The sequence below is a fragment of the Bacillus sp. SW14 genome (assembly GCF_047608225.1).
Lineage (GTDB): Bacteria > Bacillota > Bacilli > Bacillales > Bacillaceae > Bacillus > Bacillus subtilis_G.
Genome location: NZ_JBLKRW010000001.1, coordinates 741,295 through 759,730, shown reverse-complemented (window position 1 = coordinate 759,730; position 18,436 = coordinate 741,295). Strand labels below are relative to the sequence as shown.

Genomic DNA, 18,436 nt, shown 5'->3' with positions numbered 1-18,436 from the left:
TATTTCGTGATGACTTTTCTAGAAGATTCCAAAATTCATTATAGCATGTGTCGGGATCGTAAATCGGTCTTTTTCTATTCGTTATGGTAGAATAAAAAAAGGAAAAAACTTCTTGATAAGTAGGTGTCATTATGAAGAAAATCATGCTCTTTGTCACCATAACGTCAATTCTTTCAGCATGTCAGCCGAACTATACCGGGGAATACATAGAAATTGGAGATTCACTAACTGAATACACCAAACAGTGCTTTAAAGAGCATCAAATTCCTTATCAATATGAAAAAGGGAAACTGTATATCCCGGAAGATGCATTTGATGTAGTAATCAATACTTGTTCATAAGAAAAAGCTTGCAGTATGTCTGCAAGCTTTTCATGTTACAAAAAATGAGTATTTAATTTCTCTTCAAACTCTGAAGAAACAATATCACTTTTTTGGCTCTCTCCGCCGTTTTCCTGAATCGTCAAATGACGGTCAGACATGACCATCCGTCCGTTCGGTGTCAGCTTTGAAGCGAGCAGTGATTTGTTAAAAGGAGATTTTTCATGAGAGTGAATCATGTCCTTCATGTCATCTAAATCACCGGCATCGCTCTCATCAAGGGTAAAGGCGTAACCAATTTGCCAGCCTTCGCCCTTGTCCATCCACAGAACATGACTGCCCTTTTCTGTCTCTTCTTCTTTGATTCGGAATGACCCGACAGGTGATTGTGCCGTTTCTCCGGAAAGCGGTATCGGCTGGAGCGCCAGGTTGATGCCGAAGCCGATATCTAAGATATAATCACCTTTTTCCGCAGACAGCAATACAGCGGCATGCGTTCCGTCTAATGCCCACTCTTCTTGATGATGTCCTGCATAAACCGTCCCCCGAATGAGCTTTACTTGAAACCCGGCCTCACGCAGGACAAAATAAAGGAAACCATTTAAATCGTAGCACAGGCCGCCGCGTTGTTCTTTGACCAGACGGCGCCACAGCTCTTCTTTTGTTACCTTATAATCCTCATTTGCGAGTACGGCACGATTTTCAAATGGGAAACGGTATGCCATTGCTTCGAGAAAAAGGGGGAGATCGCCGAAGCTGACATGGTCTTTCTCCCAGCCGATTTTCTGAAAGCAGTCATTTAGAAAGTCACTCATCTTTATCACCTAAACTTCTTCTTGAACATAAGCAGCCAGCTTTTCCAGCGCCTCTTGTTCGTCTTCTCCCTGGGCAATCAAGGTCACCTCAGTGCCTGTGCTTACCGCAAGGCTCATCAGTCCCATGATGCTTTTTGCGTTTACTTTTTTCCCATCCTTCTCAAGAAACACATCTGACGTAAACCGGTTTGCTTCTTGCACAAACAAAGCAGCAGGACGCGCCTGCAGTCCTGTCTTTAATCGAACTTCCACTTTCTGTTGAACCATAAGATCTCCCCTTTTCTTTACGGTTATTTTAAAGTGACGGTTTGCCCTGTCCGCAGCTGTTCCGCGATTTCATCAAGTTTTCTCAGCCTGTGATTGATCCCTGATTTGCTGATTTTTCCGCTTGTTACCATTTCCCCTAGTTCTTTCAGCGTCACTTCCTGATAATCAACCCGCAGCTGCGCGATTTCCCGAAGTTTTTCAGGAAGTGCATCCAGGCCAATCCGTTCATCGATGTATTTAATATTTTCCACCTGTCTGAGCGAAGCGCCGATCGTTTTGTTTAAGTTGGCTGTTTCACAATTAACGAGGCGATTGACCGAATTTCTCATATCCCTGACGATTCTGACATCCTCAAATCGCAGAAGCGAATTGTGGGCGCCGATTACGTTAAGAAATTCGGTAATCTTTTCAGCCTCTTTTAAATAGGTGATATAGCCTTTTTTACGTTCGAGCGTTTTGCTGTTTAACTGAAACTCATTTAACAGGTCGCATAATGAATCGTTATGCTCCTTATAAAGAGAGAAGATTTCTAAATGATACGAGGAGGTTTCCGGGTTATTGACCGAACCTCCCGCCAAAAATGCCCCTCTCATATAAGAGCGTTTGCAGCATCTCTTTTTGACCAGCTCTTCCGAAATACTTCGTTCAAACACAAAATTCTTCTCAAGTATTTTTAAATCCTCTAAAATCGCTTTTGCATTTTCGGAAAAACGCACAATATAGACGTTATTCTTTTTCAGCCGCATTTTCTTTCTGACCAGAAGCTCGACCGACACATCATATTGTTTTTTCAGCAATGTATAGATGCGGCGGGCAATCGCCGCATTTTCGGTTTGAACATCAAGTACGAGATGGCGGTTTGTAAATGATAATGCTCCATTCATCCGGATAAGAGCAGACAGCTCTGCGTTAATGCAGCAGTCTTTCACTTCCAGATTCGTTAATTCTTTTTTTGTTTCCGATGCAAATGACATATAGCCACCTCATTTCAAGGCTTCATTCTTTCAGTAAATCGACAAGAAGAGAGGCCACTTTATGTGTATCGTGACGAATTACGTCATTTTTATACGTTACGATTTGATCTCTGATGACTTCCAGCTCCATCGCTTTCAGCTCTTCGATATCAAAATCAACAGGGCGCGCCGATTCCATTTCATACTTACGTTTGATTTCGTCAGGAATGTCTTCGCTGTTCACTAATATCGTATCAATAAAACCGCAGCCCATATGCTGATTGAGCGCTTTCACGTGATCAGCAGCGGTGTAATGGAGCGTTTCGCCGGGCTGAGTCATCACGTTGCAAATGTATACCTTTTTCGCCTGCGCCTTTATCACTTCTTCCCCGATTTTTGGGACGAGCAAATTGGGAAGAATGCTTGTATAGAGGCTTCCCGGGCCGATGATAATCAAATCCGCTTCCCTGATTACGTCTATCGTTTCCGGCAGCGGGTCAATATGTTCAGGCGTGAGAAAAACACGCTTAATGCGCTGTCCGTAAGCCGGAATCGTGGACTCGCCTGAAACCACGCGGCCGTCTTCCATCTCAGCATGCAGAACGACACTGGCATTGGCAGCCGGCAAAACTTTTCCTCTTACATTCAGCACCTTGCTCATTTCTGTGACAGCGTGAAAAAAATCACCGGTTATATTTGTCATCGCTGCCAAAATCAAATTCCCGAGAGAATGGCCTGTTAAGTCATTCCCCTTATTGAAGCGGTGCTGAAAGAGATCTTCAACAAGCGGCTCCACATCGGATAAAGCGGCAAGCACATTTCTGATGTCTCCGGGAGGCGGAATTTTCAGTTCATTCCGCAGACGGCCAGAGCTCCCCCCATCATCGGCAACTGTCACAATGGCCGTAATGTCAACAGGTTTATGCTTTAAGCCTCGAAGCAATACAGAAAGACCCGTACCCCCGCCAAAGATTGCGATTTTCGGTTTTTGTCCCATCTTATTTCCGGCTTCTCTTTTCAATGTCCCGGTGAGTAACATGAGTATAGTAATCCTTCTTGAAATAATCAGCTAAATGTTCGGCAAGTGTCACAGAGCGGTGCTGGCCCCCTGTGCAGCCGATCGCAATGACGACCTGGCTTTTTCCTTCTCTTTTGTAAGATGGAAGCATAAAGCTCAGCAGATCGATCAATTTTTCATTGAACTTCTGCGTTTCATTCCACTTCATGACGTAAGAGGAAACCTCTTCATCCTTGCCAGTCAGCGGCCGCATGCTTTCGATATAATAAGGATTCGGCAAAAATCTGACATCAAAGACGAGGTCTGCGTCAATCGGGATACCGTATTTAAAACCAAATGACATGACATTCACAGTAAATGTTTCTCCTTGGTTTGACGCAAAGTGATTTACGATTTTTTCACGCAAATCACGCGGCTTCATGTCTGACGTATCATAAATCATTTGAGAGCGGCCTTTTAATTCCTCAAGCAGCTCACGTTCCAGCCCGATGCCTTCAAGCGGAAGGCCAGTCGATGCCAGCGGATGTGAACGTCTCGTTTCTTTATATCTCGTAACGAGAATGGAATCCTTCGCGTCCAAGAATAAAATTCGCGGTGTAATCCACGGATTTTCCGCCATTTCATCCAGCGCTTCAATCATTCGGTCAAAAAATTCACGTCCGCGCAAATCCATCACAAGCGCAACCTTGCTCATTTTCGAATTTGATTCCTTCATCAGCTCTAAAAATTTCGGAAGTAATGAAGGCGGAAGATTATCGACGCAGAAATAGCCGAGATCTTCAAAGCTTTGAATGGCGACAGTTTTTCCCGCTCCCGACATTCCGGTTATAATGACAAGCTGAATATCATGTGATTCACTAACACTCATCTTACTCCCCCCTGACTTGTACTTTCTATTTAATATGCTGCGGGTCTAAACGATAACTGAGCAGCTTAAAGTCCGGTGTATACGTAAATGTACCGTGCAGCAGCCCTTGTCCCTTCATCATAAAATCAAGAATATGGCCGTCTCCCGGGGCCATTGGGAGGTTTTGAATCTCCTCGACATTGTGCCACTGCAATTTGCCTTCCTCTGATTCAGATACATTTTGTCCGGTATAAGAATCAGCGACAAACGTAAACATCATCCACTCAGAAACTATCTGGTCACCTTCTTTAATGATAAAGGTAAAAACGCCTTTTAACTGAGGGTTTATGATATAGATACCAGTCTCTTCTCTGTACTCTCTGATGACGGAGTCTCGGACTGATTCCCCGCTCTCCATTTTGCCTCCCGGCGCGACCCACCAGCCGCGTCTTGGCTTTTGAAGCAGAAGGACTTTGTCATCCGTCTGAAGCACACAATTTGTCACTCTTTGCAAGTACGTTCACCTAACCTTCTCGTCCTGTCATCGTCTCTTTATTATACCGCTTCAAGATGCCTCCCACAATGAAGAGACATTGACAATCTTTCCTTCTATTTTACAGCATATTCATTTCTGAGCTCAGGTGATTTTGCTGTAACAGGCATCCGCCTTTATTTTCAAACAAAAAAAGGACACGGATAACTGGAGAATCCGTGCCAAAAAAGTGTATTCATTATAAAAAGGGGGTCAATTACTTTATTAATCATAACCGAAAAGCATTACACATGTGTTACAGCGGAATTAAAACCCAGTAACGTAATATGAAACTCGTATGACAGCCTTTTTATTTTAAGGTTTTCAGCGTTTCTTGGAGCTCTTCGACATAATGCTGGACGCTTTGTGCCGCAATGCTTCCGTCTCCTGTAGCTGTTACTATTTGGCGCAGTGATTTTTCGCGAATGTCTCCGGCAGCAAAAATCCCTTCAACCTTTGTTTCCATCCGGTCGTTTGTTTCGATGTAGCCCTCTTCATTCGTAATGCCCAGATTTTCAAACGGTTTAGACAGAGGAAGCATGCCGATGTAAATGAATACGCCGTCTGTTTTGAATTCACTTTCTTCACCGGTTACCGTATCGACAAGCGTTACGTTACCGACTTTGCCGTTTTCTTCATGAATTTCCTTCACAGTTTTGTTCCATAGGAAGTCAATTTTTTCATTATCAAATGCTCTCGCTTGGAGAATGCTTTGCGCACGGAGTTTATCACGTCTGTGAACAATCGTTACTTTTGAAGCGAAACGTGTCAGATACACGCCTTCTTCCACCGCGGAATCTCCCCCGCCAACAACGACAAGCTCTTTGCCTTTAAAGAAAGCGCCGTCACATACTGCACAATAAGAAACACCGCGGCCGCCTAATTCTTTTTCGCCAGGCACGCCTATTTTCTTATACTCCGCACCTGCGGAAATGATGACTGCACGTGCTTTATATTCTTTTGAACCGGCTTTCACCACTTTGTACTCTTTGCCGTCAACGACTTCTTTAATATCGCCATAAGCGTATTCAGCACCAAATTTTTTCGCGTGTTCAAACATTTTGTTGGAAAGCTCAGGTCCGAGAATGCTTTCAAACCCAGGATAGTTTTCTACATCTTCCGTATTTGCCATTTGCCCGCCAGGAATTCCTCTTTCAATCATTAATGTCGATAAATTTGCTCTTGATGTGTATACAGCGGCCGTCATCCCAGCAGGACCCGCGCCGATAATAATCACGTCATATACTTTTTCTTCTGACACACTATTCACTCCTTAACACGTCTTTTTCAAGTTGGGGCGCTTCTTTATATGATAAGAGTCCCCATCTAACGTATTCCTTACCCATATCCTATAAAATCTCAGGATGATACGCTATTTTTTTGCTCATTTTTTTCTGATCATGATTAAATGTTTTTTTAAGGGGTATATGTATTAATAAAGAAAGAGCCTTCTGTTCAAGAAGGCCCTTGTCTTATTTATTATTGAACAACACGTCTTACATTGCCATTGAAATATTTTTTCCAGTAAGGGTTACTCATAGAATCAATTGAAACACCATGTGAAGAATTGTCGTTAAGGAATGTTCCATTTCCTAAATAAATTCCAACGTGGCCATTTGTTTTATATGTGTCAAAGAAAACTAAGTCTCCGCGCTTCATTTCTGACGCGCTGACAGCTTTTCCTCTTCCAACTAACGTGTCAGTTGTTGTTCCGCCGACAGGTCCAAGGTTGACACCTGCAGAAGCGTATGCCCAGCGTACGAATGATGAGCAGTCAAAAATACGGTTGTTGATATCAGACTGAGAGCGGCCGCCGCCAAATTTGTACGGAGATCTTCCGACAATGCTTGAACCAACGCTGATCGCGCCTTCAATTCCGCCTGAGTTACTGATGACAGTGCCGCCTGAATTGCTGTTTGAACCGCTGCTCTTCTTAGAAGATGAGCCGTTAGACGAACTGTTGGATGAACCCTTAGAAGAATTGTTTGAAGAATCATCATGAGATGAGCTTGCTGTTGCTGTTTCAGTTGTAGCTGTTTGTGTCTCATCAGATGCTTTTTGCGCTTCTTCCTGCTTTTTGATCAAAGCAGCCGCTGCTTCTTGTTCTTTTTTGATGCGTGCTTGTTCTGCTTCGGTATCTGCTTTTTGGTTAGCAAGCTCAGACGCTTCTGATTTTAATTCAGAAATCGCGTCAGCCGTTTTCTTCTGGCTTGCTTTTGCTTCTTCAAACAGCTTGTCTTTATCATCAAGCTGTTTATCAAGGTCTTTTTGCATGGTTTCTAATTTAGCCAATGCAGCTTGAACTTCTTTCAGCTTGTTATTCAAATCCGCTTCAGAATCTTCAAGCTTCGCTTTATCCTGCTCTTGCTGCTTGATTAAATCTTTGTCTGCATCCACAATAGATGAAACCGCAGTCGCGCGAGAGATAAAGTCACCAAAGCTAGTTGATCCTAAAAGGACATCTATGTACCCTTGAGATCCGCCGCTTTCCTGTAAAGAACGAACACGTTTTTTCAAGATTTCGTTGCGCTTTTCAATGCGGGCTTCTGTCTCTTTAATCTCTTTTTTCAGTTTTTTGATTTCTTCTTTTGTTTTATCGTTTTCTTCTTTTTTATCTTCGATCTTGTTGCTTGTATCAAGCGCCTTATCGTTAATGTCTTTCAGTTCTTTTTCAATCTTTGATTGATTTTGCTGAAGCTCAGTTAATTCTTTTTCCTTCGCTTCGATGCTGGAAGCAACCTCAGATTGCTTGCTTTCGATATTTTCTTTCTTTTCATCTAATGTTTCCGCCGATGCAGTTTTACTTGTAAATGGGATCAAAAAACTGCTTGTACCGATGACGGAAGCCAAACCAAGTGTCAATAAACTCTTTCTCACTTTTTATATCCTCCCTTTACTGTGAACCTGTTCTCATGTGGAATCGTATTTTAAACATCAAGTTTCGTTCCTCATACTCTACGAGGAATGATGGTTGTTTATGGTTAATTATTCTGCGCATCTCTTATTCTGGCTGTATAGCGTTTATTTCACATCATATGTAAAAAACACTAATTCCTTATGTACGAGAATCATTATACCATCAAGTTTCGACAAATTAGCGATAAATTTTATTACATTTGTGTTTCAAACTGATGTCAAGTCGTTCATCATTTGTCATTTTTCTTAAACGAGTAAAAAAACTGTCGATATTATTTTCTTAATATAATCTATCAAACCAAAAAAAGAGTCGATTCTAAGAATCAACTCTTTAAAATATTCTATTCTAGAATATCATCAATATATTTCATATATTTCGTCAACGTTGCCGGAGAGATGCCGAATCGAGCTGCTGTTTCTTTTTTCGTATCATGTTTGCCGTGCGCTTCTTTCCAAATATAACAAATCGCGGCTGCCCAGCCTTTCTCATTTTTCAACGGAGCGGCTGCGCGGATTTGCTGGATGACATGGAACACCCAGCAGCTCATGACTTCTGTTTTCATCTCTTCTTTTTCAGCTTGCTCTAATAATTTGACGGTTTGATAAGCGAAAAGTGCATCCTCTGATACGTCAGCAGCCGCGGAATCTCCATTCAAGAGCAGCTGCACAAAATGATTTTCGAAAGGAGCGGTCATTCTCTTCGAGTGTATCACCGCTTCTAGATGCTCCGTTTCACCCTTTGTGCTGCTGATATAATAGGCTGCGAGACGTTGTTCTACGGATGAAGGAAGTGCTTCCCTCCGCTCAACCCAGGGAGCCGGGCGGTCCTCTCCGGGATATTGCGACTCGGCTTTTCTCCAGATCGTCTCGGCAAATTCAGTATGCCCTGTAAAATAAGCGGAGCACGAGAGCCAGTAAAAGAATGTATCATCACCTTCAAAGCCGCTTTTATATAATGATTTGAGCCATTTATACCCGAGCTCATAACGGCCGACAAGCGCCAAAGTCGCCCCCAGTTTGTATCGCTGTTCCAATAGCATCGGATACACATTGGAAAGCCGGTCACTCAATTCCGCCACTTTTTCGTCTTCTCTTTCATAATAGTAGAAAACGAGAAGATTGCATAAGGCGTGAAGGTTTCCTTCATTATGACTGAGCACTTGATAAGCGGTTTCCTTTGCTTTAACAATGTTGCCTGAATAGAAATAGGCGAGCGCCAGATTGTTGTATGCTGACCAAAGCTCCGGATATTCAGCTGTGATTTCCTCAAGCGCCGCCACCGCTTCAGCAAGCTGGCCGCTTTCCAGCAGGGACTTTGCCCGATCCTGTTTCACCAGCAATTCATCCTGATCATACAAAGAATCCTCAGGCCCGCCGTCTCCTAAATCTAGCAATTCAAGCAGACTATCGTTTTCTTCAGCGAATTCACCGTCCGGATCCGCATCTGAATAAGCGGCCGCTTCTTTATAAGCTTCTTGAAAGAGCCCCAGGTGGGCAAAGTTATTCGCTTTAAAGTAATGGCACTCCGGCATTTCGATCTCCAGATTTGCCATAATATAATCAAGAAGATCGTTCGACTCTTGATATTGGCCCATTTCTGAATAAATGACCGCAAGCTGCGAAAGCATCTCTGAATCCTCCGGCTCCAAATGAACCGCGCGCTGAATCAGTTTGCTTGCCCGTTTCAGATTGCGCTCTTTATACGCTTTCAAGCCTTTATGAAAAAAATATTGTCCATCTTGAAGCAGCTGGACAATTTGTGCGTGATTTTTATGTTCAGAAGTGTGTTTTCCCACAACTACCCTCCGTTTTATACAATGTTACCGTCAGTAGTATACCATAAATCATCAGCTCCTCAATAGTTCAAAAGGAAGGATCGGGAAAATCCCTCCGTTTTTTTACTGGCTGATTCGACCAAAATTTACCCGGCTTTGTTTTCTAAATCCGCGTTCATTTTGAGCTGCTGTTCAGCAAAATCTTTATATAGATCATGCGAAGCCATTAATTCATGATGTGTGCCCCGTCCGGTAATTTCTCCTTTTTCAACAAACAAAAGCTGGTCCGCGTCTACAACGGTAGAAAGGCGGTGAGCGATGACAATCGTTGTGCGGCCCTCCATCAGCACCTCGAGCGCCTGCTGTACTGATTTTTCAGATTGGCTGTCAAGACTAGAGGTCGCTTCATCAAGCATGAGAATGCTCGGATCTCGGAGAAGCGCTCTCGCAATCGCGATTCTTTGCCTTTGTCCGCCTGACAGCATAATGCCGCGTTCGCCCACCTCTGTATCAAACTGATTCGGAAGCTCCTTTATAAAGTTGAGCGCATATGCCATCTCCGCGGCTTTTTCGATCTCGGCATCCGTAACATCACGTTCTAACCCGTAACAAATATTTTCTCTGATCGTTCCTGACATTAACGGGCTTTCCTGTGATACATACCCGATGTGCTCCCGCCACGATTCAAGCGAGTAAGTATCAACCGGCTTTTCCCCCAGCCGAATGGTCCCCGCAGTCGGTGAATAAAAACGTTCAAGCAGCTTAAACAGTGTTGTTTTCCCTCCGCCGCTCGGACCGACAATCGCTGTGACTTTCCCTGCTTCAATGACGGCGCTGATCTCTTTCAAGATCAGCTGATCGGGCTTATATCCAAAAGACACGCGATCAAGCTGAATAGGCAAATGCGCGTCTTCGATTTGTTTTCCTGTGACTGTATCTTCCTCTTCTTCTGCCAAAATCTCAATCATCCGTTCTGTTGCGCCGATTGATTTTTGCAGCTGTGTGAAAAACGTTGTAATCTGGCCCATCGGCATAATAATTTGAAACAAATATAAAATAAAAGCCACGAGCGCTCCGGCGGTAAGCTCGCCTGATGAGACCTGCATGCCGCCGTATCCGATGACTGCCACAAGCGCTGCCATTAATACAAGTGAGATGAGCGGACTGACAAGCGACTGAACCTTGGCTTCACGAACTCCCAGCTTAAATAATGAAGAAATCCCCAGTTTCCCCCGCCCATATTCGACAACCTCCGCATTTGAAGCCTTGACGAGTCTGATTTCCGGAAGAATTTGATTCAGCAGGCCGGTAAAACGGGCTGTTTCATCTTGCGTTTCGCGGGAAATGGTGAACATCTTCCGCCCAATCGGGATTAAGATTAGAGCGGCAAGCGGAACAACAACTAATACAAGCAGTGTCAGCTTCCAATTCATAATAAACAAGATTGTCAGTGATCCAATGACCGAAATGATGCCTGTAATAAACCCGCTGATATGGGTTGTGATCAGTTCTTTGACCACCATCGTATCATTTGTCACACGGCTGACGGTTTCTCCGGAAGCGTTTGTATCGAAATAAGGGACAGGGAGCTTAATTAATTTCTTCCATAATAAATCCCGCAGCCCGGAGATGATTTTTTGCCCATTATAGTTCAGCGCATAGGTGGCATAGGCGCTCAAAGCGGCCTGAACGAAAAAAACAAGCGCGATCAGCCCGATTTGTGTCCCTGAAAGAGCTGACATGGAAAAGCCATCGACAAGCTGCTTCGTTAGTAATGGAATGAGCAAGCTGACCAGTGTCGTTACAATACTGAGAACCAGCGCAAAAGCAAGCTTTCCATAAGAAGGATTGGTCTGCTTCACTAATGCAAAAAAGGGTTTTAATTTACTTTTCGATTTTTGTTGCTGGGTTGGCATATACTTTTTCCTCCTGTTTCAGCGTTCAGAAAGGTGAAATGTCGTATCAAAAGGATGATTTTTACTCTTTCTCAATCATATCAATGGAGAGAGACTTTTTCAGTATATTTTTGCCATGATGAAAATAAAAATCTCCCACTCATGATTTGAATAGGAGAGGTATGATCTTATACATCCTTAACAGGCTTCTTTTTCCTGTAAGTCAATGTCACATCCTGCTTTCGCAGGTCTTCAACTATCATTTTGTACCGATCCACTTTTGCTGTATGTTCTTCTTTTATCATTTGAAGTGCGGCTTTTTGTTTTTCACTTTTTGATTCAAGCTCTTCTTTTATTTTTTTAACAATCAACCCTTTTTGTCCTTTGATTTCTTCTTTTAGCGAAGACTCAAATTTCTTTGTCAGACTGAGTATGTCGTTGATCGGTTTATTGAGGCTGCCTGCTTTCCCCTTCATTTCATCTTGGGTAAGAAACATATAGGTGGTTGATACAATTTCTGTTTCACTTTCTGAAAATAAGGAAGTCACTCTTCATATTCCTCCTAAAGCTGAAAATCAAATAACTGAGAAATCATTTCTTCTTTTTCAAACAGCTTTTCAATACTTTCGCGGATGTTTTTGATAAAATCTCTTTTTTCTGCTGTCTGTTTTTTTAATTCAGCAACAATCCCATCGTTAGCAGGGAGCGCACCTGTGTGGAACGATTCATGAACTGAGATTTTCTCCAATTTATCAAATGTGTGACTGAAACCGGCCGCAAGCCGGAATTGAAGATCGAAGGCATAATGCGAAGGATTTTCTTCCATGTGATGAATAGCCGTGATGATCGCCTGTTTTTTGTCTATAAAGTCTTCATTGATTTCCTGACTGTAAACCTTCTGGTACTTAGAAATCGCATCTTCCATATCTTCAACGATCCTCATACCGTTTTGATAGATTTTGACAGCGGATGAGATATTAACTTTAATCGTTTCTCCCGAGCCGCTCTTCCCTGTAAAGTAAATATCGGAGCCTTTATAGCTGAAGCCTTTTTCCTTTGATAATGCGTTCAGCATTTGCACGATGCTGTGGCCGTCGACGATGAGTTTTAACGCTTCTTTTGTTTCTGTGTCGAGTGTTTCTATAGAGGACAAAATTGACTTTACGTAATCTACTATTTCACCAACATCTTTTAAAGCGTGCGTAAATTGACCATGCTTTAGATGATCAATAAAATGTTCATACCGTGATTCTATGCCTCGCATACTCGCATTAATATTCGTTAATTCTTTTTTGAACACTTTCTTTTGCATCTCATCAATATACCCATTTTCAGCTAGCTGATCTACGACCGGTCCGCTGTTTCCCAATAAGGTATGGAGAAAACCTAAAAACGCTGGCAAATTCTCTTTAATTCGGCCATACATTTGCTTAACGTCATCAAAGTTTTCATAAATGACACTCGCTTTCGCTAAAGCACCATCTGTGTACTTCACTTTTTCTATCAGCTCTATGTCAATCCCGCTTGCAGCCTTTACAAAACCGTTCAAGCCGTCTTTTTCATAGTCATCCTTATATTTTTGAAGGAATTCTTGAATCGCTCTCACGTCTTCATCAGGGATCCCATCCATAATGTTTCGGATGCCTTCTACACTTGTATTTGTATCCGCCATCTTCACATCGCCGAATGTAATGAAGTCCGCCTTGCCGCTCGCACCGTACAGCGGGTCATCTTTTGAGATGCGCTGAGTGATATTTGCTGTTACGCCTTTGTCTTTGTAGTATTTTTGGATCTCTTTTTTTAGCTTTTCTGGTGGGATCTCATTAATATCTTTTAAGCGTCTAATATGAAATTTATGCATTATCGTATCTCTCAAATTCAAATCAGTTGCTAAAAGATGATCAACGCTTATTTGAGCTCCGTTAACTCCATATACTTCATCAAATTCTCCATCAATTAATTGAACCATCACCTGATTATTATTAGCCAGTGAGTGACCCATAGCAAAGGTCTTTAAATCATTAGAGTCATTTGTTTCTTTTTTTGCATTTCTTGTAAACTCTTTTGTCGCTTGATACTGGCTGTCATCCATCCCTAAAAAAAGACCAAAAAAATTGTATGACCAGTCCTCGTTATCAGCACTGCCCTCTGAAATAATATGAAGCTGATTAATGTGTTGTTTATCGTCCTTAATATAAATAGCTGTACCATCATATCCGGACTCTCTAATTGATGTATCTACTTTTGAATTTTTTTTAATAAGTTCATTAGATGTGTATATTTCCACATTTTTTGGAAGATCTTTATGTGTTTCTTCTTTGTATATTCGGCGCACATCGGCTTCAAAATCTGTTTTAGCTTTCTTTATTTCACTTTCTTTATCAGAAGCAAATCTTTCTTTATAATCGTACTCTAAGTTAATTAAACGCAGTTTTACATTTTCATTTTCAAATATATTCTTATGTTCCATTTCTTCTATTTCTCCTTTTTAACTTTTAAAAAGGTAATAGAGTCTATTATTTTTTGAACTTTTTTTCTGGCATCTTCTTCTTTTAGTGAACAAGACTCTTTATCTTTATAGCAGGCAAATCGAAAAGAATACTCTATCCCCAGATAATCCTCTTTTGTCGATTTAACATAACCAAAAAATCTATAAGAAAAATTATTCTTTCCCTCTACATCATCAAAAACACTTTTCTTTTGAGCAGAATATACAATTTTGTCAGATAGCTCTCTTTCTTCGTATTTTCCTTTATAACTATTTCTACCGCTTACAATATCCAGCATTGTATCCTTGTCATTTGCAAAACTTTTGTCTTGATGATAATCCAGTTGACCATCATATTGAATGTCAGTTTTTTTATTAAAACTATCAAATACTATTGTTTCTTCATTTTCTCCTGTACTCGAAAGATCAGGTGCGTACTCCCCATCCTCCGGAAACAACATCCTAAATCCTTTCAGCTTTGACTCAAGCAAATAATACCCTGGCTCCTCTTCTTTCGTTGACACCATGTACTCTCTCGTTTTTTCGTCCTGAAATGCCGGAACTTGCGGCAAGTCTTTTGGATCCATGTCTTTTGGTTTTACGACTTCCGTTTTATTATCATTTGTGCTGTTTTTTTCATTGTCGTTCATACTGCATCCTCCTGTCAGAGCAAGTAATAAGCTAAAACAAATAAATAGGATCTTTTTCATTACGAACCTCCACGGATTTTTAAGCTGATTTATCAAAATCATACTAATGACCCTGTCAAAAAGTGATTATTTTATCCTTGTTCATGTTACAACATGGAATAAATTTGATAAATAGGGAATTGGACTTGGTTTACACTAATAAACATAAGGGAGGACTTAAGAAATAGGCTAAATAACTCACATACCAAAAGACCACTGTGTTCCCTCGGCAATCTTAGACAGTCATTACTGTTCTTTTTTCAAAAACATCTTTGAGATAAACAAACCTTTGACCACTAACAGGATCACAAAACAATCACAATGGAACAGCCACGACAAAACTGTTTTAGCCTCTTTTGTAGTTACCCTAATACTATCGAAAAAAGTTTCGGGTAGGTGAACACACGCATATCGGGAATCTTCAACTATCTTCTAATATTTAATACATCAGTGTTTGTATTTTTTTACACATCGCAAAAGATAACAGAGTTTAATATTTTTCTAACCTTTTCTTCATTGTCTTTTGAATTTTGTTTACAGGCCTGAGCATTTGCAGAACAGCTAAACATAAAAGAGTATTCCATCCCTAAATAATCTTGTTTTTTTGATTTTATATAACCAAGATAGATATAAGATGGTTTTTCTTCGTTGTCAAAGTTTTCTTGTTTTAAAGCAAAATAAATATCCTTATCCTTTGCTTCTAATTTTTCAAAATTACCTTTGTATTCACTTTTACCGCTAACGATATCCAACATAGTCTCCGGATCGTTTATAAATGATTCATTTTGATAAAACTTTACTGAAGCATTCATTACTATATTCGTTTCTTTATTCATACTGTCAAAAAATAGTGACTCGTTTTTCTTTGAAGTTTCAGAGTCTGAGTACTCCCCATCCTCCGGAAACCACATCCTAAATCCTTTCAGCTTAGATTCAAGCAAATAATACCCCGGTTCCTCTTCTTTCGTTGACACCAAGTACTCTCTCGTTTTTTCATCCTGAAACGCCGGAACTTTCGGCAGGTCTTTTGGATCCGTGTCTTTTGGTTTTACGGCTCCTGTTTTATTGTCATTTGCCGTATTTTTATCATTGTCATTTATACTGCATCCGCCTGTCAGGGCAAGTAATAAGCTGATGCAAATCAAGATGATTCTTTTCATGACGAACCTCCATGGGTTTTCGGCTAATTTACCTTAATCAATTTATGACCTTATTACAAAGTGATTTTTATTCTTAATTTTACATTCTCATCTTCCAATATATTTTTGTTTTTCGTGTTATTTCTCCTGTTAATGATTTAAAAAGGTGATGGATTTTACGTGCTTTTTAACCTTATCTCCTAAATTGTCTTTATCTAACGTACAAGGCTTCTCATTATTTGGACATCTAAACATAAACGAAAATACGATACCTGCTTGTTTTTTCTCGGGTGACTTGATATAGCCGAAATATCTGTATGAAAAGCTGTATTTATTTTTATCGTTTTGAAAATGATTTTTCTTATGAGCAATATAAATATCTTTATCTTCGTTCTCTAGCTTTTCAAAACTGCCATTATACCCATTTTCATTCCTAACTTGCTCTAACATTGTCTCAGGATTATTTATAAAGGATGTTCTTTGGTAATACTCTATTTGTGCATTTAGCATTTTATTTTTTGTTTTTTCATAACTATCAAATGCTATGATTTCTTCATTTTCATCACGACTAGACAAATAGCTTGAATATTCCCCGTCCTCTGGAAACAACATCCTAAATCCTTTCAACTTAGACTCCAGCACATAATACCCCGGCTCTTCTTCTTTCGTTGACACCATGTACTCTCTCGTTTTCTCGTCCTGAAACGCAGGAACTTGCGGCAGGTCTTTGGGGTCCATGTCTTTTGGTTTTACGGCTTCTGTTTTATTGTTATTTGTGATGCTTTTTTCATTGTCGTTCATACCACATCCGCCTGTCAGGGCTAGTAGTAAGCTGAAGCTGATCAAGATGATTTTTTTCATGACGAACCTCCATATCGTTAACTGATAGAATCAAACGAACAAAAAACCGCCGGGTTCTCTCGGCAGTTTTGGCCAGGCATTATGGCTTCTCTTTTTTCGTATAAAATATTCTGGAGATAAACAGTCCAATGACCCCTAACAAGATGAATAAGACCGCTCTCCAAACAATATCAATCGAAGCAGAATCGATTAAAATCATTTTGGCCAGTGTAATAAATAAAAATATCAGCCCAATTCGGTTCCATGTCTTGTCTTTGGTTGCGTAATAAACAACATACATCACGATGACAAATATAAACCAAGACAGGGATACTCCTACATTATTGGATACGCCGTCAATCTTATCCGTCATCCATATGGATAATTTGCTGAAGAATACAAGCATCAGGAATGAAACAGCGTACGAAACAACAATCGTGACTTGTTTATATTGTATTTTTTTCGAATACAGATAGGCGGCAAATAGTGAGCTGATCAGCAGCAGCCAAGAGACAATGCTGAGAATGTGTAATGAGCGTGCCGGGTATTGCATGAGGCCGCACGATGCCTGTAGTACTACAATCGCCCCGGCAATGCCGATCAGCCAGCTTTTTTTGCGGTATGACACGTAACACATCATGATTCCTTGTAACGTGAATATGATGTACAGCAAAATCTCATTTTCATCTAATACATCCGCTGCCAATATATTGAAATAAATCATAGAAATGAGAAAAAACGTATGTTTGATTTCGGCAAATTCTTTTCTTTTCCATAAGCTTAACAACAGGTAAAACACAAAAGCAGCAGTATAAAAGGCGTATAACGCCGTATCGTTTTTTAGATACAGGACTAACCCTGTGATGAAAACGACAAAAGCTCCGATTGAAACGGCTGTGAGATAGACGGCTTTTTTAAATGGGCTGTGCGATCGTAAAGCCGAGAAGATCATGATCGCCTGCTGCATCGTAAATACAGCAAGTGTCCAAACTGATACCTGTGCATCGGTAAATGATAAGAAAGCAAAAATCGCGAACGCATAGTTTGCTATATTCCATGCCACACTGTACTTTTGTTTGACTGTCTCATACATTAAGCCTGCGAAAACCAATGACTCATATACATAAAAGGTGTATTCGTTTCCTTGTTCCCCGCCAAATAAAAACGGATACAGGTAAACACCTGCGCCGATAATCGCAATCAGTGTTTGTGACTGATATTTTCTTGATATGTACACACCGCCCGCAACGCCTGCAGCAAGAAGGATCACTGTAAGCGGGGTCGGGATAATCTCGTATAGCATGTTCCCCGCAAATAAGGAAACGATGTAGACAATATTACTGCCCGCCAATAATGAAACGCCCAGCACATTGGCATTTTTCTTATATTGCCTGCTGCCGAGAACATATAGCACAATGGAGACCATGAGTCCTGCCGCCACCCTCATATATGTGTTGATCCAACCTTTTTCAGCAGCCGCTGTAAACGCCCAAATCATGCCAAGAAGAAAAACAAAAATAAAGATTTTCGGAAGCCAATTTCCTGCCATGTTTTCTAAAGTGCGGTTCTCTTTTGGCGGAGCCGGTGCCTGTTTTGGCACTTCGGTTTCTTTGCTGATTTTTGGATGCTCTTCCGTTTTGACTATAGCTTGTTCTTGCTTGCCTGCCGTGAGATATGCGATCTCTTTTTTGACATTGGCCAGTTCTTGTTCAAAACGTCCAACTCTTTTGTTCAGTTCATCAATTTTTTAGTTCACCATTCTCTCCCCATTTTCGAATGTACTTCCTTTTTCATGATATGCCTTTTTTTGCTCTCCTTACCGGCTTCCACAAAATCATGCTAAAGACCTGCTATCCAACAGGGATTTTCATCCTTAGTTATGTTACATCATGGAAAATTTTCGATGAATAGGGAATTCGATTGGTTTTTTTATGTAATTTTT

Annotated in this window: 17 protein-coding genes; 1 reads left to right on the top strand and 16 read right to left on the bottom strand. The window is 40.9% G+C overall.

Annotation, left to right across the window (positions count from 1 at the left end; all coding sequences use genetic code 11):
• The first annotated feature begins 131 nt into the window (after positions 1–131).
• Positions 132–341 (top strand): hypothetical protein, encoded by a 210-nt coding sequence (locus tag ACMX2I_RS03865; protein WP_148962687.1) that lies wholly within the window; start codon positions 132–134, stop codon positions 339–341.
• A gap of 35 nt (positions 342–376) precedes the next feature.
• On the opposite strand, the gene ACMX2I_RS03860 is transcribed toward ACMX2I_RS03865, so the two are convergent.
• The 16 genes from ACMX2I_RS03860 to ACMX2I_RS03785 form a co-directional block, all read right to left on the bottom strand.
• Entirely contained in the window at positions 377–1,144 is a 768-nt protein-coding gene (locus ACMX2I_RS03860) for an arylamine N-acetyltransferase family protein (RefSeq protein WP_414956223.1), read from the bottom strand.
• Positions 1,145–1,402 (bottom strand): HPr family phosphocarrier protein, encoded by a 258-nt coding sequence (locus ACMX2I_RS03855; RefSeq protein ID WP_003219835.1) that lies wholly within the window; start codon positions 1,400–1,402, stop codon positions 1,145–1,147. It abuts the gene before it with no gap.
• Between the two features lie 23 nt (positions 1,403–1,425).
• Positions 1,426–2,376 (bottom strand): DNA-binding protein WhiA, encoded by a 951-nt coding sequence (gene whiA / locus ACMX2I_RS03850; protein WP_333518095.1) that lies wholly within the window; start codon positions 2,374–2,376, stop codon positions 1,426–1,428.
• A 22-nt stretch (positions 2,377–2,398) separates the two neighbouring features.
• Entirely contained in the window at positions 2,399–3,352 is a 954-nt protein-coding gene (gene mgfK, locus ACMX2I_RS03845) for a gluconeogenesis morphogenetic factor (RefSeq protein ID WP_289349163.1), read from the bottom strand.
• Position 3,353: 1 nt separating this feature from the next.
• Positions 3,354–4,241 carry an RNase adapter RapZ gene (gene rapZ, locus ACMX2I_RS03840; protein WP_087993775.1) on the bottom strand — a complete coding sequence of 296 codons (888 nt, stop codon included), beginning with the start codon at positions 4,239–4,241 and terminating at the stop codon, positions 3,354–3,356.
• A 25-nt stretch (positions 4,242–4,266) separates the two neighbouring features.
• Entirely contained in the window at positions 4,267–4,734 is a 468-nt protein-coding gene (locus ACMX2I_RS03835; protein WP_087993774.1) for an 8-oxo-dGTP diphosphatase, read from the bottom strand.
• Positions 4,735–5,062: 328 nt separating this feature from the next.
• On the bottom strand, positions 5,063–6,013 hold the full coding sequence (gene trxB, locus ACMX2I_RS03830) for a thioredoxin-disulfide reductase (protein WP_087993773.1): 951 nt from the start codon (positions 6,011–6,013) through the stop codon (positions 5,063–5,065).
• Between the two features lie 218 nt (positions 6,014–6,231).
• On the bottom strand, positions 6,232–7,629 hold the full coding sequence (locus tag ACMX2I_RS03825) for an NlpC/P60 family protein (RefSeq protein WP_414956222.1): 1,398 nt from the start codon (positions 7,627–7,629) through the stop codon (positions 6,232–6,234).
• Positions 7,630–8,009: 380 nt separating this feature from the next.
• On the bottom strand, positions 8,010–9,464 hold the full coding sequence (locus tag ACMX2I_RS03820) for a tetratricopeptide repeat protein (protein WP_414956221.1): 1,455 nt from the start codon (positions 9,462–9,464) through the stop codon (positions 8,010–8,012).
• A gap of 125 nt (positions 9,465–9,589) precedes the next feature.
• Entirely contained in the window at positions 9,590–11,359 is a 1,770-nt protein-coding gene (gene bmrA, locus ACMX2I_RS03815; RefSeq protein WP_414956220.1) for a multidrug resistance ABC transporter ATP-binding protein/permease BmrA, read from the bottom strand.
• A 167-nt stretch (positions 11,360–11,526) separates the two neighbouring features.
• Positions 11,527–11,886, bottom strand: coding sequence for a hypothetical protein (locus ACMX2I_RS03810; protein WP_289348325.1), 360 nt, complete (start codon positions 11,884–11,886; stop codon positions 11,527–11,529).
• A gap of 14 nt (positions 11,887–11,900) precedes the next feature.
• Entirely contained in the window at positions 11,901–13,808 is a 1,908-nt protein-coding gene (locus tag ACMX2I_RS03805; RefSeq protein ID WP_414956219.1) for a DUF6792 domain-containing protein, read from the bottom strand.
• A 5-nt stretch (positions 13,809–13,813) separates the two neighbouring features.
• Entirely contained in the window at positions 13,814–14,536 is a 723-nt protein-coding gene (locus ACMX2I_RS03800) for a lipoprotein YvcA (RefSeq protein WP_087993989.1), read from the bottom strand.
• Positions 14,537–14,979: 443 nt separating this feature from the next.
• Positions 14,980–15,675: a lipoprotein YvcA gene (locus ACMX2I_RS03795; protein WP_414956218.1), complete on the bottom strand. Its 696-nt coding sequence runs from the start codon at positions 15,673–15,675 to the stop codon at positions 14,980–14,982.
• A 129-nt stretch (positions 15,676–15,804) separates the two neighbouring features.
• Positions 15,805–16,515 (bottom strand): lipoprotein YvcA, encoded by a 711-nt coding sequence (locus tag ACMX2I_RS03790; RefSeq protein ID WP_414956217.1) that lies wholly within the window; start codon positions 16,513–16,515, stop codon positions 15,805–15,807.
• A gap of 79 nt (positions 16,516–16,594) precedes the next feature.
• Positions 16,595–18,094, bottom strand: a complete 1,500-nt coding sequence (locus ACMX2I_RS03785) for a DUF2339 domain-containing protein (RefSeq protein ID WP_414956216.1) — start codon at positions 18,092–18,094, stop codon at positions 16,595–16,597.
• Positions 18,095–18,436 lie beyond the last annotated feature (342 nt).

Bases quoted from the DNA above. Each gene is read 5' to 3' on its own strand.
- ACMX2I_RS03865 (WP_148962687.1), top strand. From the start codon at position 132: ATGAAGAAAATCATGCTCTTTGTCACCATAACGTCAATTCTTTCAGCA.
- ACMX2I_RS03855 (WP_003219835.1), bottom strand. From the start codon at position 1,402: ATGGTTCAACAGAAAGTGGAAGTTCGATTAAAGACAGGACTGCAGGCG.
- whiA (WP_333518095.1), bottom strand. From the start codon at position 2,376: ATGTCATTTGCATCGGAAACAAAAAAAGAATTAACGAATCTGGAAGTG.
- mgfK (WP_289349163.1), bottom strand. From the start codon at position 3,352: ATGGGACAAAAACCGAAAATCGCAATCTTTGGCGGGGGTACGGGTCTT.
- rapZ (WP_087993775.1), bottom strand. From the start codon at position 4,241: ATGAGTGTTAGTGAATCACATGATATTCAGCTTGTCATTATAACCGGA.
- bmrA (WP_414956220.1), bottom strand. From the start codon at position 11,359: ATGCCAACCCAGCAACAAAAATCGAAAAGTAAATTAAAACCCTTTTTT.
- ACMX2I_RS03805 (WP_414956219.1), bottom strand. From the start codon at position 13,808: ATGGAACATAAGAATATATTTGAAAATGAAAATGTAAAACTGCGTTTA.
- ACMX2I_RS03800 (WP_087993989.1), bottom strand. From the start codon at position 14,536: ATGAAAAAGATCCTATTTATTTGTTTTAGCTTATTACTTGCTCTGACA.
- ACMX2I_RS03795 (WP_414956218.1), bottom strand. From the start codon at position 15,675: ATGAAAAGAATCATCTTGATTTGCATCAGCTTATTACTTGCCCTGACA.
- ACMX2I_RS03790 (WP_414956217.1), bottom strand. From the start codon at position 16,515: ATGAAAAAAATCATCTTGATCAGCTTCAGCTTACTACTAGCCCTGACA.